We start from the raw sequence: 25,491 nt of genomic DNA on the forward strand, positions 1-25,491 counted from the left end.
CCGCACGTCCCCACGCCGAGTGCGGGTCGCCGAGGACGACGCCGGAGCGGACCGGCGTCACCGCACGGCCGTCCGAGAGGAAGGAAGTGGTTCTGGCGCCGGAGCTGCGCGACCTTCGGAGCGCCCGCCGGATGACAGCGGGCCCCGGCGGCGGGCCGGCGCGCGATCGGCCAGCCCGGCGGTCGCCACGGCCTCGTCGAGGTCGGCGATCGCTGACCTGCTTCGCTCGCTGCCGTCGCGGTAGAGAACCCAGCCCGCGCCGTCGGCGGAGTTCGGTGCAGCCGCGCCCCGTGCGGAGAACGCGACCGAACCCGACCGCACCCCGCCGTGCGCCGGCCGCAGGACGCCGCCGGTCGCGACGAGTACCTGGGCTCGGCTGTGCTTCGAAATCGTTCCGGCGAGCGTCCGGTCTCCCGCGACCGGCGCATCGGGCAGCGTGTCCGCTCCGTCGGCCAGGACGACGAACTTGAGCTGCTCGGTCACATCCTGGTACCGCAGGTGCAGCAGCTGGGCGAACTCGCTGAAGGTCCGGGTGCTCCCGTCCCACAGCCGCACCTGCTTCCGATCCGGAGTCAGCGTCACCTGGACGACCTGGACACCGGCGTAACGCGGAAGCCGCTTCGCGGCGTCGACCGCGGACGGCAGGCTCTGCCCGGCGGACGGGAAGACGAGACCGTTGCCCGGCGCTCCCACGGTCAGCAGCCGGTTGCGCTCGTCGTTGGTGTCGGTCAGCTGCCAAGGCCGAGTCGCAGCGTAAAGCCGGATCGCCTGATCACGTGCGGCCTGGCTCAGCTCCAGCAGGTCCAGCAGCTCCTGGAACCGGTCCCACCGCTCCTGATCGCTCAGCGGGGTGGCCCCCGGGTGCCACAGCACGTCGGGCCGCCGCAGTGCCTCGGTGATCCGCGAGCCCTTCGCGGGGTCGGCGGCGGCGCGCAGGATCGCCAGGCTGAGCTCCGCGCGGATCTGCCACACCGCCGGGTCCAGGCTGCCGCTCCAGAACCTGAACTCGACCCGGTCGGTCGTGTCGTCGCCGAGCACGTGCTGGAAGTTGACCGCGTCGTACTTGCCGAGGCTCAGCGACCGGACGTCGGCCGGTGTGCGCACGCTGCCGGGATCGAGCGGCCACGGATTGGGCCCGACGGAGCGGAGGTTCCGCTGACCGGCGGAGCGAACCGGATTGCCCAGCCGGAACAACGTCGCCTCGAACGCCTTCACGATCTGCGCGACCCGGGCGTAGACAGCCGGCGGCGTGTGCCCGGTGAAACTGACGTTGACGTGTCCTCCGCTGTCTTCGGCGACTGCGCCGTGCTGTCGCAGCACGCCGGTCACCTCGGCGACCTGTCGCCACGGTCGGAGCTGGGCGGTCAGCACGGGCGAAACGAACTCGACGCCGTCTTTCTGGGACTCTTCCGAAACGAAGTGCCACAAGGCCGTGATGGGGGTGTCATCCGGAGAGAGCAGCGAGCTGGAGTCGTCCTCGCTGATCAGCCCGTTGTGGCGGACGTCCGCGTTGATCGCCCGGACCCGCTGCCGGAAGTCACCGCCGGTCAGCTGGGCTTCGACCTCGACGCCGAGTCGCGCGTCGGGTTCCGAGCTCACCCCTCCGGGAATTCCGTCGGCGTGGTACCCGATCGGATCGGCGCCCGAGCCGTCGGCGCCCAGCGCCGCCTGCTGCACACGCTGGTCCGTCAGGCGGTGGTGCACCTCCACCTGCACCCGGCGCCGCGCCGCGCCGCCGCCCCACGCGCCGTCCCGGCCGACCGACACGGTTTCCACTTCGGTCGTCAGCTCGGCCAAGGGGGGCAGGCTTTCGCCGTTTGCGGTTCGATCCCGGTGTTCCGCGGCCATCCCGGCCACCAGTAGTTCCTTCACCGCGGCTGCGCGCTGGTGGCCCGTCTTCCGCGCGGAAGTCAGCGAGTTCCCGTAGCCGACCAACCGGACGGAAGTGTGGGGGCGCCCTTGCCGGTGCTGCTCCAGGCGCTCGGCGAGCAGAGCTCGGCCGAGCTCGATGAGTACTTGCCGGTCGTGTCCTTCCGGCCTCTTGGCGCCCTTGGCGAAGGCCACGGTCGACAGCGTCGGCCTCTCGCCCGCCACTGCACCCGTCCCCGCGTCGACCGGCTCGGGGCCGAGGTGGGCCGGCGCGGGAAGCCCGAGCCGCGGTGGGGCCTGGGCGGGCGTGGGCTCGTGGTAGTCGGGGAACCGGCCCCGCTTGACGAGCTTGCGGTGCTTCGCCGCACCCCGCCAGCCGTCCGCCAGCTCCCGGAACGCCACCCGGCCCTCGGCGGTGAAGGTGGGGTCGCCCACCCGCACGGCGGCGCCGGGTGTGTTCACCCCCAGCCACAGCAGCCCCTTGGGCCACGCGAGGTCGACGTCCAACGCCTGGTGCAGCGCGGTGGCCATGCCGTCGAGGTCGTTGACGTTGCAGGCGTACAACCGGATCCGGTCGGTGCCGTTCCAGTTCGCCGCGCGCAGCGCCGAGACCGCCGCCGGCACACTTCGCAGCGTGTGGTCGAGCAAGACCAGGCCGAGGACCCCCTTCTCCGCCGGCAGCCAGCTCGCTGCCCGGCCCACCTTCGAATCGGGGTCGCCGAGGACAGCGCCCACCCTGGCTCGCGTGGCCGCAGTTCCGAGGCCCAAGGGCCGGGCGATGGCAGTCGACTGGTCGCGCGATCCTGACACGACGCCGTTCGTGGCCGACGCCGAGCGACGCCGGGTGGACGCGGGCCTCCGTCCGGTCGCAGCGGGCCTCCCGCCGGTCGCCGAGGCGGGGCGCGCCGCCGCCGGGTCAAGCCCCAGGGCACGCGCGCCGGCCCCATCGACGCGCAGGCTGATCGATCCGTCGGGACCGAGGTGCCGGACGGTCGTGGTGCCGTCCTGGGCACGGAGGGTGATCGTCGGGTGGAGCGTGGCCTTGACGAGGTAGACCGGCCGGCTCTGCTCCGGACCGGAGTGGGCGTCGGTACGGTCGGGCTGGTCTTGGGGCAACGCGTACGTCTTTTCCCGGGTGTACACGGCCAGGTCACCGGCGAGAGTGGCCGCCATTCCGCCCAGGGGGGTCGCGGTGAACTTGCTGGACCACCCGACGGTCCGGTCGGCGTTCTCCTCGGAGTCGTAGTGGCTGGTCACGGTGCCACCCGGGATGGCCCGGACCAGTTGCCGGTCGGTGAGGTCGAAGGTGATCGTGATGCTCGCGACCGTGCGGCTGTCCACCGTCACGACATGCCCGGTCCCGGTCAACGCGGTCACGAAGTGGTGGCTCAGCCGGTCGGCGCGGCTGCCGACCAGCAGGCCGTGTCCGCGGCCGGCGTTCAGGTCACCGAGCAAGCCCGTCAGCTGGTTCTGCAGTTTGGGCGCAGCGAAGGGCCAGGCCGAGACGACAGCGTTCTCGGGAACGCCGGGGGTGGTCCCCTCCTGCCGCCACTGTTCCCGCAGTGAGCCGGGCCTGCGGTCGAAGCTGGTTCCGCCGGCGGGCAGCACCGGAACCGTCGAGCGAAGAGCCGCCGTCAGCTCCAGACCGGGTACCGGCCCGAGGCCCGAGACAGGGGCCTTGCGCAGCAGTGGGATCTGCCGCCGGTACATCCCGGAGCGCGCCCAGGGGCGCACCAGGAACTCCACCTTCAGGCCGTGCTCGTGCCGAGCGGACTGGCCGGTGTGGACGTACGTCGTGGTGTGCTTCTCCATCCGCACCCGGCCATCGCGCTTCACCCGGCTGCCTTCGAAGGCTGCCTTGGGTTCGACCGCGCCGCCCAGCAGAAGCTCGGCACCGGGCAAGGCGGGCGTCGGGATGGCCGGTTTGCCCTTGGCCGAGAAGCCGTAGCCGATCGTCGAGACGACTCCCTGCCGCACCAGCCGGTTCGTCGTGGCTGTCGAGCGGTGCGTCTCCTGCGCGGCTGTGTTCAGCGAGCGGGTGCCGCTTCGCTCCGCCCTGATGACCACGAGCTGTTCCAGCTTGCCCGACTTCCCGACCCGGGCAGCGAACAGCTCGTCACCGCCGTTGAGCATGTTGCGCATGGTGACGTCGAAGCCGCCCAGCAGCAGACGGCGGCCGAAGGCGAGCGCCATCGCGTCGTGCAGCTCCGCGTAGTCCGCGGCGATCTCGGCGTCGGTGATCGTCTTCTCCCAGTCGTGCAGGCGCGCCCGCATGCCCTGGACCAGCTCGGTCACCAGACCCGCCCGCGCGGGCTCGTAGCGGCTCATCTCGAACGAGCCGACCGGGTCCGGGGCTTGCGCCGCCCCGGCCGGGGACTGGCCCGGCCGGTCTTCGGGGAAGAGGTTGTGTTTCACGTCATGGCGGCTGAGCTGCTCGATCGGCGGCAGATCACCGGCCGGAATCCACACCCGGATCGCCCGGGGAACGAACTTCACCTTGTGTGCGGTGGTGGCTTGACGGTCGTGCTTGCCACCGAGCGGTCCGGTGAGGCGTTCGTGCACCGAGGTGTCCAGCAGGTGCCGCGCGTCGAACTCCACCAGGTAGCCGCGCTCGACGCGCCGGTGCTCGTCTCTGGTGCTGATGACGTCGATTTCGTTCGCCGCCGGGCCGCGGTGGTAGCTAGCCGACACCTCACCGCTGCCGGTGAACACCTCACCGGCCGACGCGGACACCCCGGCGGACGCCGGCACACCGGTTTGCTTCGTCTGGTCATTGGCGATCACGGTCTGAGTGCTCTCGGCATCGCCGAACACGTGGCTCAGCTCCCGATCCACGATCCGCGGGTTGCCGTAGACCGTCGACAGCGCCGCTGTGCCGATCAGGTCACGACCGCCCAAGCCCAGGTCGCTGCCCGGATTGTAGTTTTCCAGCAGCAGCACGTCGGACGGGCCGGCCGCGAGCCGGAGCCGTCCCTGGCGGCTGGTCCAGTTCGCCCATTGCTCCAACGCTTCCTGGGACGCAGATGCGGTCTCGTCGTCCTCTCCCCGCTCGCCCAGGGCCTCGGGGGCCGGTCCCAGCAACAACCGCTTCCCGACCGCCGAGAGCCGAGCCCCGGTCGCCTTCGTCGCGGTTGTCTTCAGCATCTCGGCGGCCGTGGAGAGGAGCCCTCGCACCGGGGCCACCGCGTCGAGGTCGTAGCCGGCCGGCAGCGTTCCGGGCCGCATCGACGGGATCAGCCCGGCACCGACCGAGTCTGCGTCCAGCCAATCGGTCTCCTCGGCGACCGGCGTCGGGTCGGTTTCAGCACCCAGCCCGCTCCGGGCGGCGACCTTGATCCCCAAGCGGCCCTCCAGTCCCGGCCGGTACTCGGGTTCGGCGTCGGCGGGGTCTTCGTCGCGCCACTGCAGGGGCGGGTCGAGATGCGCGTGGTCGGTGCCCAGCCGGGCCTGGATGACGACGGGGTAGCGGTACTGGTGGATGTCCGCGTCCCCGCTCCACGCCTGTTCCCGTTGCACGGTGTGCATGACGAAGCCGCCCCGGTCCTTCTTCATGGCGAGAGCCAGCGCTCCCGAAAGGCTGACCGGCCCGGCCTCTCCTTCGACCGACACCCCGAGCTTCTTCTCCCGGCGACGGCGCAACTCCACCCGTTTCTCTTCGCGGGCGGTGATCACCCCGCCGAGGTCTTTCCGAGGAATCGGCCCGAGATAACGGCCCCGAGCCAAATCCACCTCGCCGACGAGGAACAAGTCCTTTCCGGCTCCGTCGATCGGGAACCGGACGCCGTCGCCGCCATCGAGCATGGCGCGGGTGTTCCGGTCGTCAAGGAATTCGATGAGCTGATCCCGCACCCGTTCGGCGTCGGCGCCGGCGACGACCTCGTCGAGCACCAGCCGGCGCACGATCCGCCCGGCCAGGTCGGCCACCGTGTCTTCGGTCAGCTGCCACGCGCCGCGCACGTAGTCGGGCACGTGGGCATCCGGCAGCCCGGCCGGACCCCGAGATCCGGAAGGTGGCCTGCTGCCGGACGGGCTGGAACGGTCGCTGTCCGGTTCGGCCTCCTCCGCCAGCGCCAGAAGAGCTTTGGCGGCGAAGGTGAAGGCCACCCGCGGGGATTCGTGCCGATGCCACAGCCTCCGCGAGCGGCTCCCCCTCTCGTCGTCGCGCATGACCGACTGCTCGATCTCGGCCACGGACACGGCGAACGTGAACGGCGACCCGTACTTCTCCACGTTCCCGCTCGTCCACTCGGTGGCCTCGGCCACCACACCGTCGACACCCTGCTCGGCCTGCTCGGCCTGCCTCCCGTACGACACGCCGACCTTGAGCTTGGCGCCGGCCACGCCGAGCAGGTCCTCCCCCAGCTCGACCGAGAGTTCTCCGCCCCAGCCCTGGGTGTCGCGGTGCTCGACTCCGTGGCTTCGGCTGGCCTGCCGCCGGTGCCCGACGCTCTGCCGCGTCCGGCCGAGGAAGCCGGCCACGGCCGTCGGATCCAGCCGCCGGACCAGCATGATTTCCACCGGCCGCTTGTACCCGGGGAGCTGGAAGACCCGCCGCGCCACCCCACCGGTGAACAACTCGACGCCGTGGTCGGGGCCGATCCGGTCGAGCCATCGGTCGAGTTCCGTGGCCGCCGCACTGGACCGCTCCAGCTTGAGCTCACCGACAAGCTGGTCGTACAGCTCCGCCAAGCCGGTGAACCACACCGACTTGATGGCCTTGCGGGCCTGCCGGAACGCTTCGAACATCGCCGTCAGCTGCTGTGGGGTCGCGGACTGGGGAGCCTGCGGATAGGCCATCGGCACCATCTGCCCGCTCGCGCCGGCGCCCGCGTCGTGACGCGGCCACTCCAGCCGCATCGGCACCGCGACCTCCCGCACCACACCGGGCCGGTGGCGGTGCAGCACGCGTCCGGCCTTGGGGCGCACCAGCACCCGGTGCACCACAACATGGTCCGATCGCGACACGTCGCCCCGCTCGCGCACTTCGGTACTGCGGTTGACCTCGCTGGTGGCCCGGGTCCGTCCCACCGAGGAAGTCCCGGGGTCCTTCAGACCCACTCCGACGGTCACCGGCCCCGCCGGAATGCTTTGGTTGGTGGGGTTCAGCGGGGTCCGCGTGGCTTCCGCGACCGCTTCGGTCGTTTGCCGCTCGCCTTCGTAGTGGTGGCTGATCTCGCCGGCCCCGCGCACCTCGTCCATCGGCGCGCCGATCCGCACCACCTGGACTTCGACCTCGACGTCCTGGTCGGCGTCGTGGATCGTTTCCAGCGTCCGGTCCAGCTGCCGCAGTACCTCGTCCGTAAACGTCTCGGCTACCCAGCGCTGCCAATCCTTTTGCTTCTCGCCCACCTGGACCAGCTGCTCGAGCATCACCTGCCGAAGCCGCGCGAAGTCCGGTTCCCCGGCGACGGACGGGCGATCCAACCGGGCCCGCTCCGCGCGCTCCAGGCCCTCGAGCACTGTGGCGTGCGGCGCGCCGCCATCCGCCCCGGGAGACACCGCTGCCCTCGGTGCCCAGGCCGCCGTGTCGGACAGCGCCCGCGCCCGCCGCAACTGCCTCTCCCCGTCCTGCGCACCTTGGGACTGGGCGGCGGCCCGGTCGCGCTGTCCGCGCGCCGGCGCCAGATGCACCTCATCGCTCAAGCCGTAACGACGCGGCGCATCATCCGGGAACGGCTCCTCGAACCACGCCGGCACCTCCCCCCCATCAGCCAGCACCTCAACCCACCCGGAAGACCCCGCGAGCTCCCGGAAAACGGGCCTGGCCTCATCGTCGAAACCCTCCGAACCGACCCGAGCCGCAAACCTCGGCCATCCCGCCACGTCCTCACCACCGACGAACAACAACCCCGCCGGACGGAACAGCCGCACACCCACCGCCGCCCGCAGCTCCCGCGCAAACTCCGCCAACCCATCCGTATTGCACGCCCACAACCGCACCGCATCAACCCCATTCCACCCCCCATTACGCAACGCAGGCACCACCACCCGCACATCACGCACACCATGCTCAACCAAAACCAAGGCAAACTCACGATCAATACGCGGGAAATACCGCGCCGCCCCCGCAACAGCCACCCCCCGATCACCCACCACCACACCCGAACGCACCCCAGTAACCTCAAACCCACCCGAAGAACGCAACGGCTCAAACCGTGTCTCATCCTCCGCGCGCGCAATTCGCGAGCCTTCACGCCTGCGCCGCATCTCTTCCTGCGCTCCGCCCCGCAACCCCGCCGGAATCTCGGACCCGGTCTCCTCCGCCTCGACGAACCCGCCACCCGACGGCGCCTCCCACCCCGGGAAAGCGAACTCACCGAAGCCCGACCCCAACCCGAACCCGAACGCATCCTGCTCGCCGAACACCTCGTCGAACCGGGCAAGCCAGTCCGAGTCGAACCGCGACGGCGAATCAAGGGCTGCCGCACCGGAACCGGCTGCCGGCTGCCCGCTCAGTCCCGCCTCGGCCGCGTCGAAGTCAAAGAACTCCGAGACCTGATCGTCCGGCTCGACCTGCGCGTCCGGCCGTACGGAGCGGCCGGACGCAGCCGCCCGCACGACCTCCTGCCGGTCAGCGGGGGTCCACAGGTTGGTTCGCCATCGGGACTTCTCCGGCAGGCCGGAGAGTTGTTGCACTTCGGGCCACGTGACCGCACGACCGGTGCCCGGGTTGCGGACACCGAGCATGGATCGGGCCCACGTCCTGGCCAGCTTCCAGCCGGCTCCCCTCAGCCTGGTGAAGTCGACGGCTTCCGAGTACTCACCGGGCAACTGAGAGCGGAAGCTCAGGACCTCGTCCCACCACGTTCGCGAACCATCCCAGACCGTCGGCCGCCACCCACTCAGCTTCCGGATGACCGCATCGGAACCAGGGCCCGTCGCAGGAGCGAGGTCGGCCACCGGCGGCTGCGCCAGTGGCTGTTCAGCGACGGGCGCATTCGCCCGTGGCCGAACACCGTTCCATTGCTCGGTCACCCAGTGGGCTTGAACGGCAAAACCTGCCAGCCTCTGAACGTCGGCCTTGGTGGGCTTTCGGCTCTTGCTCAGTTTTTCCAGCGACTTCACGGATTTGACCCATTCCCGGAACAGGTCCCAGAAAGCGCCTGGCCCCGGATAATCGCTGGGCGGCTTCACGTAGTCGGGCCCCAGCCGGTCACTGACCTGCAGATAGGTGCCGTACCAGGTCTCCGAACCGTCCCAGATCTTCGACGCCGGCTGCCAAGTACGCAACCCATCCAGCAGCTCTTCGACGGTCGGCTCGACCGGCTGCGCCGACTCCATCGCGTCGGGCACGGCCGCCGACGCGCCGGCCTCCGGCAGCACCTCCTGCGCCTCCTCCTGCCGCCTCGGCGAGGCTTCACCGCCGGTACCGGGAGGCTCGGCGAGCCCGCCACCCGACGGCCCGGCCCGATCGTCATCGAGGACGACGTCGCCGGAATCTTCGGCGCGGCCGGACCGCTCGAATTCGAGCCTGGAGCGGGTCTCGGCCTGAAGGGCCGCGGCCGTCCGCGCGACCCTCTGCCGCTCCGCGGTGGTCCACAGCTTGGCCCTCCATCCGGATTTACCCGGCAAGCCGGAGAGCTTTTGCAGTTCGGGCCACGTCACCGCCCGGCCGGTACCCAGGTTCTGCGCCCCGAGCATCGATTCGGCCCACGACCTGACCAACTGCCAGACAGCTCCCTTCTGCTGGGCGAAGTCGGCCACGATCGAGTACTCACGAGGTAACTGAGCGCGAAGCCGTTCGAACTCCTTCCACCACGTTCCCGAACCATCCCAGGCTGCCGGTCGCCAACCACGCAATCCTTTCAACAGCTCCTCGACGGGGGGACCGGACGGGTCCAAGCCGGCTTCCTGCCGCGGCGCCGAGACCCCTCGCGACGGCTCCCCCTGCTCGGCACCGAACCCGAATCCCGCCAGGTCGGCCCCCGGACCGAAATCGAACCCCCCGTGCGGGCCGAGAATCTCATCGAAGGCAGCGAACCAGGGCTCCGCGTCGGACGGCGGAACGTCACCCACTTCCCTTGCGCGCGGACGGGAAACAGCAGGCAGACCCGCTCGAGCCGCTCCTCGGTGGCCTCGCAGCCGGGCCTTTTTCCACAGGGGCGGAGCCCAACTGTCGGGCACGGTGAAACCAACGACCTTCGCGACCTGGTAGCCGGTGACGGGCAGGCCGGATTCGGGGTCCTGCACCCCGTCCATGGCCGTGGCCCACGACCGCGCCAGCTCCCAGAGAGCCCCCTTGCGCGGGGCTTCGTCGATCGGCACCTTGTACTCGGGTGGCACGAGCTCATCCGGCAGCGTGGCGAGAACCCGCTCCAGCTCACCGAACCACGTCTGCGTACCGTTCCAAGTCGCCGGTTGCCAAGTACGCAATCCTTCCAACGCTGTCTTCAGCGCCAACTCCGGCGACACCGGCGGTCCGGACGGATCGGGCCCGAGCTCCGGCTCCGTGCTGCCCCGCCCGGGTGTGGGCGCCAGGTGCACTGGTTCGTCGAGGTCGTACTTCTCCGGCGCATCGGCGGGGAACGGCTCATCGAACTCCGCACGCACCTCCTCTCCATCAGCCAGCACCTCAACCCACCCGGAGGACCCCGCCACCTCCGTGAACACCGGCTTCCCCACCTCGTCGAACCACGGCTCCCCCCACAAGTCCTCCACCATCGACCCCACTCGAGCCGCCCGGCTATCCCACCCCAGCGACTCCGGAAGCCCCACGAACAACAACCCCACCGGCCGGAACAACGGCACACCCACCGCCGCCCGCAGCTCACGCGCAAACTCCGCCAAACCATCCACATTGCACGCCCACAACCGCACCGCATCAACCCGATCCCACCCCCCATCACGCAACGCCTGCATCGCCACCTGAACATCCCGCATACCGTGCTCAACCAAAACCAACGCAAATTCACCATCAACACGCGGGAAATACCGCGCCGCCCCCGCAACAGCCACCCCCCGAGCACCCACCACCACACCCGAACGCACCCCAGTAACCTCAAACCCACCAACAGACTCCAACGGCTCAAACCGCACCTCGTCCGCGCCGCGCCCCACCCGCGACATCCCCCGATTCCGCTGCCTCACCGCCTCCGCCTCCGTCAGCAATCCCGCCGGAATCTCCGACCCCACCTCCTCCGCCTCGACAAACCCGCCACCCCACGGCGCCTCCCACGGGAAATCGAACGCCCCCTGCTCACCGAAAACCTCATCAAAACCCGCGAACGCCGACGGATCAAAACCCGCCGGCAGGCCGTCATCCCCCAATGCATCGACACCCCGCTGCTCCTGCTGAAGACCGAGCTGTTCCAGCGCGGCATCCTCGTCGAAATCCCCACCCCACACTTGCTGCTGCACCGGCTCCACCGGCTCCTCCGCCGGCGCCGACTCGAACAGGAAGTCATCGAAGTCGCCAACCGGATCACCAGGAGCATCCATGAACTCACCAAGATCCCACCGCTGCACCGGAGCCTCAACACCAACACCGGCGGCACCGGGCTCAACATCCAAGCCGAGCACATCCTCGATCAGCGGATCTTTCGAGCCTCGAGGATCATCCGCGTCTTCGGCCCCCTCGCCGGCGACGGCTACCTGCAATCCCGCAGTGAACACGGCGGGGATCTCCGACAGCCGCAAATCGACGCCCGGCTCAATCCAACCGGTTCCCTTCCGGAACCGGAAATGAGTGTTGATGAACGGGTCCGGGTATCGCGGACCGTCGGGCATCGCCCGCACAACCGACTGGATCACCGAGCGCACCGAACCGATGCGCTCATGCTCTTGCTTCCCTGCCTGAACGTCCAGTTCCACCAGCAACGATGGCGGCGAATCCCCGGCACCAATCACATTGCCGACAGCTCTCTGCAGCCAGGCACGCAGCTGCCACTCCACGGCAGGCGACAGCTGGTACATTTCCCGCCGAAATAGAGATTTGGTCGAGAAAGCGGATTTACCGAGGAAGTTGCCTTCCCACCTGGGTACGTCCTGGATCTGTTCTTTGGTCATCAGCGGTGCGGGCATCACCGTTACCGAAACCTGCGGTTCCAGCAGCGAAGACGTACGGTGGATGAACTCGTTGAACCTCCAGCCGGATGGGTCGACGCCGTGTTCACCCAGCCGCTTCCGGAGTTCGCGGATCACGAAGTCCAGCGTGGTGCGCTCATGCTTTTCCTGGAATCTCGGTTGTGTCAATCGGATCCGAACGTCCGGCATCCCCACCTTGCCCCGCACGGCATTCCACTGTCCGGCGAACTGCCGCGCGAACTCCTCCAACCCATCCACGTCTTCGCTCTCCGGTAGCGAAACCTTTCCCGGTCGTGCAATGTGCAGCTGACCACGCCACGGCGGGACCACCAGCCGCGACGGCCCCGGCACCACCACACCCGGCACCCGCGACGCCGGCTCGTCGTCCACCACCACCGAACCCACCGACATCCGCTGCGGCCACTCCCCCGCCTCGTGCACCGTCAGCTCCACGTGCACCCGATCACCCAACAGATCACCGAGGACTTCCGCCGCCAACCCGTTCAGCCACGCTTCCCGCTGAACCCGCAACTTCCCCGCATCCGGCCCCGATACCAGCACAACCGACACCGTCACCGGCCCCCGCAGCTCCCCCGCCCCCGCGCGCGCTGCAACACCCTCGAACATCCACCGAAGCCGCTGCTGCACCACCGGCGCCGGCTCCACCGCCTCCGGCCTGAACACCACATCCAACACCCGCGCCGATCGATACCCCGCGACCGAACCCCCCGGATCAGGCCGTACCCACACCTCCAGCGAGAACCGGTCCTGACGACTACTGGGAATCAGCACCGACACGAGCCGCCCCGGATCCCTGCCCAGCAGATCCGGATCACCAGCCCGCCGTGCCGCCTCAGCCAGCAAACCCCCCACCCGGGCCCGCTCAGCAGCCACCAGCTCACGCTGTTTCGCCGGAGACGGCGCACGATCCACGTACCGGACGACCTCGATCGAGAGCGGTTCCAAGCCCGCAGCCGCACGAGCCCGCATCAGCGGAACGATCCCATCAGCCCATTGCGCCTGAGCCCGGACGTCCTCCTCGGAAGCTTTGATCCCACTACGCCACTGCAGCCCGACCCGCCCCGGCTCCTGCCACCAGCCGGCCAACGCATCGCCCGCCACCGGTTTCTCCGTCTTCCCGCCCTGTACTACAGAGACGCGAACCGGAATCTCCTCATTGGCTCGCCTGGAAACCGCGCCTTGGTAGCGAATGCTCACCTTGGGAGCGAGATCCAGTGACGGACGGCCTACCTTGAACCCTTCACCGACCAAGTTCTGGAAGTAAGCCTCCCGTGCGCGTCGTGTCTCATCGGTTCCATCGAGCACCGTGTCCAGCTCGAACACGAATGTGGGCAGTGCACCATCGGGCGTGCGCTCGGCTGCACCCGCGGCCATCTGCCGTACCTGCTCGGCATGTACTTCCGGCAGTTCGTTCGTACGGCTGAGCAGCACCAGCTCCAGCGATGTCAGAGTCCGGAAGTGCGCCAGCGGCAGACCCCCACGATCCGGATGGTGAACCAACTGGAGCCGCGCGCCGCCGGCCAGCTTCCGCAGCAGCACGACCTTGGTCAGCCGGACACCCTCTGCCTCCAGGGTGTCCAACACCTGCTTGTGGGCACGATCCAGCCTGGCCAGCATCGGCCTGAGGGCTGCGCTGCCGGACGTGCCGGAGAGCACCAGCCGCAGGTCTACCGGTAGCTTCTCGGCCGCATGCCGGGCCCTCTGCTCGGCGATCAGCGCCTCTACTTTCCCGGGCAGTACGTCCAGGTCGTCGTTCACGATCTCAGAAGAGTTGACGTGCTGGAAATGGCCTGTCCACAGTTCTTGCGGGCCGAGTTCAGAACCCTTTTCTCCAGAGTTCGGGTTCGCATCCGGGCCGGGGTCGGCGTTCTTTCTCCGTCTGGCGTCTTTTCTCAGAGTGTGGCCCCAACCGTCAGGCAGCTGAAGGCCCGAAAGCCGCTGGACCGCTGCGCCCGACATAGCCGTGTCGGAGCCCGGCTTCTTGACCCCCTCCATGTCTCGGAACCACGAGCGCACCAGGTCCCAGAAGGGCCCACGCCGGCGCTGGATTTCGCCCTCGTCAGCCGGCCGTGCGTAGTCCGGCGGCAGTTGAGCGCGGACTGCTTCGTAGGCGTCGGCCCACGTCTGTGTTCCATCCCATGCTGTCGGGCGCCAGGACCGTAGGTCGTCCAATACCGCGCTGACTGCTTCCGGGTCGATTCCGTGTCCGCCGGTCTCACCGCGTGCACCCACCGGCGACGGGGCCAGGTGCACTGGTTCATCGAGGTCGTACTCCTCCGGCGCATCAGCGGGGAACGGCTCATCAAACTCCGCACGCACCTCCTCCCCATCAGCCAGCACCTCGACCCACCCGGAGGACCCCTCCAGCTCCTTGAAAACCGGCCTGGCTTCGTCATCAAAACCCATCGAACCAACCCGAGCCGCCCGGCTATCCCACCCCGACGACTCCGGAAGCCCGACAAACAACAAACCCACCGGCCGGAACAACGGCACACCCACCGCCAACCGCAGCTCACGCGCGAACTCCGCCAACCCATCCACATTGCACGCCCACAACCGCACCCCCTCAACCCGATCCCACCCACCATCACGCAACGCCTGCATCGCCACCTGAACATCCCGCATACCGTGCTCGACCAGCACCAGCGCAAACTCACCCTCAACACGCGGGAAATGACGCGCCGCTCGCGCAACAGCGACATCCCGCCTGCCTACCACCACACCCGCACGCACCCCCGTCACCTCGAACCCACCCGAAGGCACCAACGGCTCAAACCGTGACTCCTCCGAGCCACGCCCCACCCGCGACAACCCCCGACCACGCCCCCTGGCCGTCTCCGCCTCCGCCAGCACCCCCGCCGGAATCTCCGACCCCACCTCCCCCGCCTCGACGAACCCACCACCCCACGGCGCCTCCCACCCCGGGAAATCGACCTCACCCCAACCCGACCCCGGCCCGAAATCGAACATCCCTTGCTGGCCGTACACCTGATCAAAACCAGCAAACCCGGACGGATCGAAATCCGCCACCAAACCATCGTCTGCCAACGCATCGAATTCCCGCTGCTGCGGCAGCAGACCAAGCCCCGCCAGCGCCGCATTCTCGTCGAAACTCCCACCCCACACCTGCTGCTGCACCGGCTCCACCGGCTCCTCCACCGGCGCGGGCTCGAACAGGAAGTCATCGAAGTCGCCGACCGGATCACCCGAAGCATCCATGAACTCACCAAGATCCCACTGCTGCACCGGATCCTCGACGCCAACACCAGCGGCACCCGGCTCAACGTCCAAGCCGAGCACATCCTCGATCAGCGGATTCTCCTGCCCAGGCGGATTCTCGGTGGCCTGCGCTTGCTCATTCGCCAGAGCATCCTGCAGCGCCGCAGAGAGGTGTGCCGGGACTTCCGACACCCGCAAGTCGGCGCCCTCGTTGTCCAGGCTGAAAAACGCACGCCGGAACCGGACATGACTGTCGATGAAGCGGTCCGGATACCGCGGGCCGTGGGGCATCGACTGCACACCCGAGTGGAGGACCGAACGCACCGAACCGACACGCTCGTGGAAAGGCCTTGGCCCCACGGAGTCTATTTCCACCAGCAACAACGGCGGCGAGCCCCCCGCATCAAGCACATTGCCGACAGCTCGCTCCAACCACCGACGCAGCTGCCACGCCACCGCCGGAGACATTTCGTTGTACTCCGCTCGCGGATTTGAAGAATTCGTAAAGGCGGACCTGCCGAGGAAGTTCCCCTCCCATCTCGGCGCGGCCTGGATCTGCTCCTTGGTCGCCAACGGTGCCGGCATCACCGTCACCGACACCTGCGGAATAATCAACGCAGGCGCTTGGTGAATGAACTCGTTGAACCTCCAGCCGGATGCGTTGACGCCGTGTTCACGCAGCTGATCCCGGAATTCTTTGATCACGAAGTCCAGCGTGTCGTCCTCATAAATGAGCTGCGACTGCGGTTGAGCCAGCCGGAACCGGATATCCGGCGTCCCCATCTCCGCCGGCGCGGCCTTCCACTGCGCAGCGAACCGCCGCACGAATTCCCGAAACTGCACCAGGTTCTCATCAGCAAGCCATGACACGTCCGCCGGTGCCCGCTCATCCTGCCGCCGGCCCTTCCTGAGCTCCCCTTGCCGCTTCCTCAGCTTCTCGACGTGCAACTCACCGCGCCACGGCGGCACCACCAACCGCGACGGCCTCGGCACCACCACACCCGGCACCGCCGGCACCGCGCCGTTCTCCACCACCACCGAACCCACCGACAGCCCCCGCGGCCACTCCCCCGCCTCGTGCATCGTCACATCCACGTGCACCCGGTCACCGAGCAGATCACCGAGGATCTCCGCCACCACCCCGTTCAGCCACGCCTCCCGCTCAACCTTGAGCTTTTTCTCAGCCGGCCCCGACACCACAGCAACCGACACCGTCACCGGAGCCCGTTGAACGTCCCCTGCGCTTGCCCGCTCCGCGACACCTTCCAGCATCCACCGAAGCCGCTGCTGCACCACCGGCGCCGGCTCCACCGCATCCGATCCGAACACCACATCCAACAAACGCGCCGACCGATACCCCGCAACCGAACCACCCGGATCCGGCCGCACCCACACCTCCACCCCAGAGCGATGATGACGCTCACTGAGCAGCCGCGCCGACACGAACCGGCCCGGATCCCCCTCCAGCAGACCCGCAACACCAGCCCGCCGAGCCGCCTCAGCCAGCAAACCCCCCACCCGCGCCCGCTCGGCAGCCGCCATCTCGCGCCGTGTGACCGGAGACGGCACATGATGCGGCGTGTAGCGGATGACTTCGATCGACAGCGGTTCCAGGCCCGCATCCACGCGAGCCTTCATCAGCGGAACGATCCGATCGGCCCACTGCGCTCGAGCCTGCACAGCCTCCTCGGAAGGCTTCGCCGCGCCACTCCACTGCAGCCCGACGCGTCCCGGCTCCTGCCACCAGCCACTCAGCACACCATTCGTGATCGAATGATTTCTGAATTCGATTGCTTGTTGATTGAGTTTACGCGAAGACGGTTTCGCTTTTTTCTCTACACCAATCGCGAAGAGAACCGGAGCGCCGGATTTATTTTGTTCGAACTCTTTTTCTCGATACCTGATGGTTACTGTGGGCTCGAGGGGCGCCGCCGACTGAACACTATTCACCCCCTCGCTGACCAGGCGCCGGAAGTAGGCCTGCCGCTCAGCTCGCGCCGCATCAGTATCGCGGCGCAACTCGCGCAAACTGAACACAAACGATGGCAGTACACCATCCCGCGCGCGCTCGGCCGCGCCCGCCACCATCTGCCGCACCTGCTCAGCGTGCACCTCCGGCAACTCGTTCGTATACCCGAGCAACGTCAACTCAGCCGAAGAAAGACCCCGATAGTGCGCCAGCGGCATACCCTCACCATCCGGATGAAGAGCCAGCTCCAAACGCGGACCGTTAGTGTTGTTTTCCGGCAACACGACCTTGGTGAGCCGTGCACCCTCCGCCCCCAGCGAGAGCAGTTTGTCCAGCACCACCTTATGGGCGCGATCCAGCTTGGAACCCATCCCCTTGGTTTGAACACCTCTTGTCGCAGCGGAGTAAGTCAGCCGTAGGTCCAGGGGGATCTTCCCGGACTCGTGCCGCGCCCGCTGCTCGGCGATCACCGTTGCCGCCTGCCCGGCCAAGGCCTCCAGTTCCTCCTCGACCACCACGCTAGACCTGGGACCTTCGAAGTGGCCTTCCCACAACTTTTGCGGACGGGACGCCCCACTGGCCTCTCCCGACGGCACGATCGCAGCCGCCTCGGAGCGAACAAGCTTCCCCTTTTCTGATTGTTTGATGTTCTTGACCCAGCCGCGAGGCAGTTGAAGGCCAGTGAGCCGCTGGATCTCCGTCATCGGTATTGCGGTTTCCGTGCCTGGCTTCTTGACCCCGTCCATGCCCAGGACCCAGGACCGCACCAGGTTCCAGAAAGGCCCCGTCCGCTGCTTGCGGCCGTCGGTCGGTTGCGCGTACTCAGGTGGCAGTTGAGACCGCACTGCCTCGTAGGCGTCGGCCCACGTCTGCGTTTCATCCCACGTCTGCGTTTCATCCGACACCGTCGGCCGCCAAGACTGCAGACCCTCCAACAGCGCAGCAACCGCCTCCGGAGCCAACTCGAGCTCGCCAGGCTGCCGGGGTGTTCTCTCCGGCAGTTCCCCGGCCAAATCGGCATGCGGCTCGGTCGCGCGACTGCCGGAGCCCTCGCCGGCCTCACCGCGGGCTCCCCGTGCCCCGCGCACTCGCGGTGCCTCCACGAGGTTGGCCAGCTCGCGCGCCAGTTCTGTGACACGTTGTTCGGCCGCGGGAGCGTCGATTCCCCGGACGTGATCGGTCACCCGCTGCGCGGTCACGATCGTCGCGAACACCCGGTCCCGGCTGATCAGGTCGCGCTGCGCCGGGGTCACGGGTGCGATGAAGGTCTGGGTCTGGTAGCGGTCCGACAGCAGTTGCCGGGCGCGGACGGCCAGCCCGTCCACCACGGCGGCGGGCAGCTTCGACGACCCCAGCACCTGCCGCGCCTGGTGCCACTTCCGCACGATGTCCGCGGGTAGGCTCTCGGCCAGCTCGGGGAGCAGCTGCCCGGTGCTCGTCCCGTCGGCATCCGCGACCGCCCCGTCCTCGGCGAGCACCACGCCGTCACCGGCGAAGTCTTGCGCAACCTGCTCCGAGCCGGTTCCCGCTGCCGGTTCAGCCACTGGTGAAGTCCCGGGACCTCGTCCGGCCTGAGACGGCGCTGTCGCCGCGTGGCTGAATTCTTCGTCCAGGTCCGCCGAAGAGCCGGCAGCATGCTCCAGCCACGCCTGCCACGCCCCTGCAGTATCGCGACCCCCACCACGCCGGGTCCTCAACTCACCGAAGCGTTCCTCGAAATCCGCCTCCCGGGCGGCCAAGAACCCATCATGAACCCGCTCGACATCACCCTCCGGCAACACCGCGTCCGGGTTCGCCGCCCGCCACCGCGAAAACCCCTCCGCGAACTCCCGCTCGGCAGCGTTGAGCGCACCGGCAAGACCTTCGTGGTAGGTCAGCTCGATCGCCCCCGGCTCGCGATCCTGATCGTCGAAACTGACCCCAGGCAACGCTTCTACGGCCGCGCGTTCGAATTCCTCGCGCAGCTCCTCCGAAGACCGGTCCGGAGCATCCAGCCACGCTTGCCACGCCGCCCGAACACCACCACCGGCGCCTCGCCCCGCCCGCAGACTGCCGAACCGCTCCTCGAAACCCGACTCCCGACCCGCCACGAACGCATCGTGAATCCGCTGGGCAGCCTCCTCCGGCAACACCGATCCCGGATTCGCCGCCCGCCACCGCGACAACCCCTCCGCGAACTCCCGCTCAGCCGCATTCAACGCACCGGCAAGACCCTCGTGGTAAGTGAGGGAAACCTCCTCGCTCGCTTCATTTCGCGATTGTTGCTCAGGTGGCCGGGCTTCCGGGGTGGGTTCGCCGGTGCCGGTCCGGGCGGCGCGGTCCGTGGGCGGCGCGTTCGGCCGCGCCGAGCCGAGGTCGATCGTGGGGTGTCCGGAGTTCGGCTGCAGTGGTGCCACCAAGTCACGCAGTTGCTGCTCCGCCTCGGCCAAGGCCGGGGCGTCGTCGGTGGCGACCGCCTCGGTGTACTTGATCACCACCTGCTGCACATCCGGGTGCTGCGACAGCTGGTAGATCTCGTCCTTCGGCGACGAGTAGTACACGACCTCGCCGCCCTCGCCGCTACGACCTGCCCGGTTCTCTGCCTGCACGTCGATGTCGGCGGAAATCTCCGAGTGCGCGGTCACCCGCACGAGCAGGCCCCCGCGCTCCTTGGCCTCCCGGGTGGTCGATATGTCGACCCCCCGCGCCCCCTGCATGTTGATCACCAGCACCTTGCCCAGAGCGCCGGCCCCATCGATGATCCGCTTGAACGCCTCGTCGAAGTTCTTGCCCTGCTCCACCTGCCACTTCGCGTCGATCGCCTCGTGCTCGACGTTCATGTCGGTGAGCAGTTTCGAAATTGCGGCGACCTGGTCGTTGCGGGTGGCCAGGATCAGCTGCGGCTGCCGGGATCCGTCCGGCGACTGCATGTCTCGCGCCTCCCGGGCCAGTTGCCTGAGTTTCAGGTCTTCGTCGGCCGCGATCACGTCGGCGGACTTCTTCAGCCGCGATTCGTAGTAACGCGATATGTCCTCGATGACCGGCGACAGACCCATCCCGGCGAACTTCTCGCCGTGCCCGTTCGCCGTCCCGGACGCTCCCACCTTCTGCCCGTACTCTTCCTTCGCCAGCAAGTCGTGCGCGGTGACGCTCTTGCTTTTGTCATTGTCCGAGTCGCTGCGGACTCGCAGACCGCGCTTGAATTCGACCGCCTGCGCCAAGCCACCGTTCCAGCGGCTCTCAGTGCTGGTTTCCGGGTTGAACATGACGTTGTGGGTGGTCTGGTCGATGATGTAGATCTTGCCGTTGTGCTCCACGTAGTGCACGTTCTCGCGGTACTCCCACTGCGCTGCGGCAGCCATGTCGATCCGCGAGGTTTCTTCTCCGGTCAGTGGCCGGCCCAGCAGCAGTTCCACCTTCTCGCGACCCGGCTCGGTCAACCGGGCCGGGCCGCCCGACTGCCCTTCCCGGCGACCGAAGTCCGCCTCGTCCAGCCAACCGCTGGCCATGCCGTCGCGCACCAGGTCATGTGCCCACTCGACCTGTTCGAGGACCTCCGGCGATGCGTCACGCTGCACGCCTTCGCTCAGGATGTACTGAGAGTTGGAGTAGACGAGCGCCTCGTCGATCTCGTCGATGCTGACGGTCAGCAACACCGGATCCTCGGCGCTCTTCTGCCCCGGCAAAGTTTCGTGCCGCAAGAAGGTGAACCCGACGTCTTCGGCCGTGCCGAGGTACACCGTCGGGCGGCCGTCCCGCGGCGACGGTGGCGGATTGTCGGGATTGAGCCGGTGTACGTCGATCCCCAGCACCGACATCAGTTCCTGGTAATGGGGCAGCTCCCGGTCCGCCAGATTGCCGCGCGTGGTGGTGACCTGCACGGCGTCCACGCCCGGGCGCGCGGCGTTCACGGCGGCGTGGGCGAAGAACAGCCAGGATTTGCCCTCGCCGGCCGCCATGTTCGCCACACGCCCCGTTCCGAAGGCGTGCACCGCCTGCACCTGCGTCCACCGCAGTGCGATCCCCTTCTTCCTCCGGATCAGCTCGAACACCGTGGCGAAGGCATCTGCTTCGGACCCACGTGAGTACAGCCGGGCCAGCTCGGCGTCATCGATTTTCGTCAACCGCCGGTGCTCCGGAACCGTCGAAGCCGACCGCGCTGCGATGTCCCACAACGTCCGGGCGGCGTCATGGGCCTTGTTCGCCCCCGCCAGCCACGCCTCGTACGCCACCACGTCGGTGCCGTGCTCGATCCACCCGCCGCCTTCGGCGGGCACGAACACTCGCGGCTCCGGCAGCCACCGCCCCTCCCCGTCCTTCAGCTGCCGGTACGCCACGACCTTCTCCACACCGCCGTGGCGATCGACGATCCTTTCGCTTTCCCGCGGAAGTTCCGCCAACAACGACCCATCCGGCCGGTGCAGCGTCTCGGTCACGTCGGTCTTGCGCCCACGAACTTCCCCGGCCTGCGTGCGCGGCGGCGACCAACTTCCGTCAAGACCGCGCTCGAAGCTGACCCCGTCCCCCAGTACCACGTGCTGCACCGCGCCGCTGCCGTCGAAGACGGCGCGGGCTCCGGCCGGCACCGCGACCGGTTCGCCGCCGCGGTCCAGCGTCCCCGGCGCCTCGGCCCGGTACCAGCCGTCTTCGCCACGCGACCACGTCGTGTCCAAGGCCGACGACCGCCTCGGCCACACCACACCACCCGACGGATCCACGACGACCGCCGGCTGTTCCGAAGCGACCCGTGGCGGGTTCGCCGCCGGTGTCTCCGCGGATTCCGCGGGGGTGTCCCGGATCGCCGCCTCGATCGCGGCGACGTCGGCATCGTCGAGACGGGTGCCGGGTTCGCGCGCGGGCCGGCCGGACATCGGCGTGGTGTCCACCCCGACGAACCGCAACAGCTTTTCCACGGCCGCGTCCAGGTCGCCCGGCGACCACTGCCGCTGATCGCCCGCACCCGTACCCTCGTCCACCTCGACCGGCACCCGCCGGGCGCCGTCCCGCTCCCACCCCGGCCGCGGTGGCCCGTTCGGGGTGTCCGCGTCGATCACCACGTGCAACCGGTCGCCGTCGGACAACCGGTGCCGGCCGTTGATCCGCTCGTCCAGCAGCCGCTGCACCTCCCGCGCCAGTGCGCGCCGCGCGCTCGCGTCGACCCGGCCCGATGTCGAAACCAGGTCGACCGGGACGGACAGCTCCCGCACCCGCTGTCCCGGCGCCACCTCGCCCCGTCGCACGTCGAACCGGACCTGCGAGACCGACGCGTCGCCGTCGAACCGCTCCCCGCGGTGCCGGACCGGGGTGACCGTTTCCCGTACCTCGCCCCAGTCGGCGGCGACCGGTTCGGGCCCCACCGGCCGGCCGCCACCGGACGAACCGGGTGGCGAGCTCGTCGCCAGCTGAGCCGCCAGCGCCGCGGCTTGGACGTCGGCGGTGTCCGCGGACTCGCTGTCCCGCCCCGGCTTCGGCTTGTTGCCGTCGGCCTTGTCGGCGACGCGGCTGTCGGACGTCCCGGAGACGTGCGGCGGCTCGAGGTGCGTCTTGATCCCGTCACCGGCCGGCTTCCCGGCGGCGGCCGGTTTGTCGCTCGTCGGTGCAGGCGCCTCTCCAGGCCGGTGGGCCGCGGGCGCGGCTTCGGTCCGGGGCTGGTTCGGGGCGCTTGCGCTGTCGCCGCGCAGGAACTGCTGGGCGGTGGAGCCGCCGAAGCGCCCCGTGCCCGGGGACTGCGGCCGGTCCGTACCTCCGGGTGAAGGTTGCGTCCCTTCCTCCCAACCGGAATCCCGCCGCACCAATGCGTGCTGCGCCCCCGAGCCCGGCCGAGCGGTCTCGTTCCCGGTCGGCTGCCCGCTGGTGTTCGGAGGCCGTTGCGCCGGGCCGTTGTCAGCCGGGGGCGCGAGGATACCGGTGGCCGGCCGGGCCGGTGGCGTCGCCGGCCGGCCTGGCTGCGGGTCGGCCCCGGTGACCGGCCGAGTTTCTCCATCCGGTGGCACCGGGCCACCACCCGGCCGAGCGGCCGACGGACCCGGCCCGCTCCGGGGGTGGGCCCCGGAGTCACCGGTGACCGGCTTCCCCGCCGGCTCCGCGGCGGTCTGCCCAGGTGTCGCGGGCTGCCCGCCGGTGCCCGTCCCCGGACGCTCCGCCGACGACGGAATCACACCGGACGTCGGCTGACCACCGGTGCCGGTCACCGGACGCCCGTCCCCACTGCCGGCACCGGAAACCACCCGCTCCGACGCAGGCTGACCGGACGTCGGCTGACCACCGGTACCCGTCACCGGACGCCCGTCCCCACTGCCGGCACCGGAAACCACCCGCTCCGACGCAGGCTGACCGGACGTGGATGCCGGCTGACCACCCGTACCCGTCACCGGACGCCCGTCCCCACTGCCGGCACCGGAAACCACCCGCTCCGACGCAGGCTGACCGGACGTGGATGCCGGCTGACCGCCGGTGCTCGTCGCCGGACGGGCGTCCTGGCCTGGCGAGACCGGGCCACCGGTCGACGACGCGGACGGCCGGGCGGCCGGGTCGCCGGACGGCCGCGCTGCCGCGTCGGTCGGCGGCTGGCCCGCCACGGTCGCCGGCTGGCCGGTCGTGCTGGTGTTCGGGCGCGTCGTCGAGTCCGCGAGCGGCCGGCTCGGCTGGGTGCTCGTGTCCGCGCGGGTTTCGCCGGCACCGGGCCTTGCCGGGCTCTCGACCGTGCCGGCGCCCGGGTGGGTTGTCGTGGACGTGAACAGCTGGCCGAGCTGAGTACCCCCGCTGGTGACCGGGCGCTGCGTGATTCCGGGCAGTTCGCCGGACGTCGGTCGCGCGGTCGCGGGCTGGCCGCCGGTGGTTCCGGTGGCGGAGCCCTGCCGGGCCGCCGGCTCAGCCACCGGAGCCTGCCGGCCCGCGGCGTCGCCGGTCGGGCTGTGGCCACCCACCGTCCCGGCACCCGGCGCCTCGGCGCTCACGGTCTCCGAGGGAGCAGTCCGCCCGGCCGAAGTACCGCCGACCGTGCTCTCACCGCGCGCAGTTCCGGTGGCCGGTGTCCGGCCGTGCGTCGGGTTGTCCGCACCCGCCGTCCCCGACACCGGCTTGTCCACACCCACCGTCCCGGCGGACGGGTTGTCCGCACCCACCGTCCCCGACACCGGCTTGTCCACACCCACCGTCCCGGCGGACGGGCCGTCCGCACCCGCGGTTCCCGACGCGGAAGCCTGATCACGCGAAGTCACTCCGGCCGGAGCCTGGCCGCCCACAGTGGCCGGAGTCCGGCTGTCCGAGGTGCCCGTGGCCGGCTTTTCACTGGTGGCCGGCTCCGCCGTGATCACCAGCTTCGGCGGCTTTTCCCCACCAGGCGCGCCCGGCTTCTCCACTCCGTGTGGCAACGACACATCGACGTCGCCGACATCCTCCAGCCTCGTAAAACCCTCGCCTCCGCCGGAACGGTCAGGCAGCCGAGGACGACCGAAGCCCGACAGAGCACCCAGAGCACCGCCCCAGAACGCATCCGGGTTGTGCAGCACCTTGTTCACGACCGGATTGCTCGCCATCACCGCGGCAACCTGTCCTGACGCGAACCCCAAGTGTCCCGCCACCACCAACCCGCGCGGGATCTTCTTCCCCAAATCAGCGGCAGTCGACTTCACCAAGTGGATCACGGCCCGGGCACCGGTCGTCGCCGCTCCCGCGAACGCACCACCGAGCGCACCACCGACTGCGGACTGCCACACCGACTTCCCGTCGATGTGATCACGCTTGTGGTTCTTGTTCTGCCCCAGCTGGGTGAAATAGTCCGCCGCGGTCAAAACGCTCGCACCGACCGCCGCGGACACCCCGATGTCGATCGCCGCGGTCTTCAGCCACGGCGCGATCCGGATCATCGCCTGCTTGACCGCTTCCCACGACAGCTTCTCCAGCGACAGCGACGTCAGCTTCGCCAGCAGCTGCTGCATGATCATGCGCATCGTCAGCTGCGCCGCGGCCTCCACCGCCGGCGCCATCCACGAGAAGATCACCGACGCCAGGAGGGCAATCACCTGGGCCAGCGCCAACGTCCCGGCCACGATGATGAGGATCTGCGCTTTTTCCACGTCCGCGGCGGAGTTGCGCAGCATCGCCGACATTCTGAGGACGTCTTTTTCCAGCTGGTCCAGAACGGACGCCACCGTGTCCTTCAGGTGCAGCGCCATCGCTTCCGCGTACTCACCGTCCATCGAGCGGTCCAGACCGGCAGCCCGATCCCGGACCCCGTCGGCGAACTTCGCCACCACCGGAGCGAAATTCGACCACGCCTGCGACATCGCCCGCATGCTGCGAACGTTGCCCTCGGGCCACTCCATACCCAAGGTGACCTTGAGGAACTTCTGCAGTTTGGCGGGCGGATGCACCGGCCCGTCACCTGATTCGAACACCGCCCACCTCCC

At 69.1% G+C, this 25,491-nt stretch carries 1 protein-coding gene; it reads right to left on the reverse strand.

Features of this window, described 5'->3' with window-relative positions; translation table 11 throughout:
- Positions 1-57 precede the first annotated feature (57 nt).
- On the reverse strand, positions 58-25,479 hold the full coding sequence (locus ACLJPY_RS02805) for a hypothetical protein (protein ID WP_410586384.1): 25,422 nt from the start codon (positions 25,477-25,479) through the stop codon (positions 58-60).
- Positions 25,480-25,491: the final 12 nt, after the last annotated feature.

Source organism: Amycolatopsis sp. lyj-23, from assembly GCF_046549135.1.
GTDB lineage: Bacteria > Actinomycetota > Actinomycetes > Mycobacteriales > Pseudonocardiaceae > Amycolatopsis.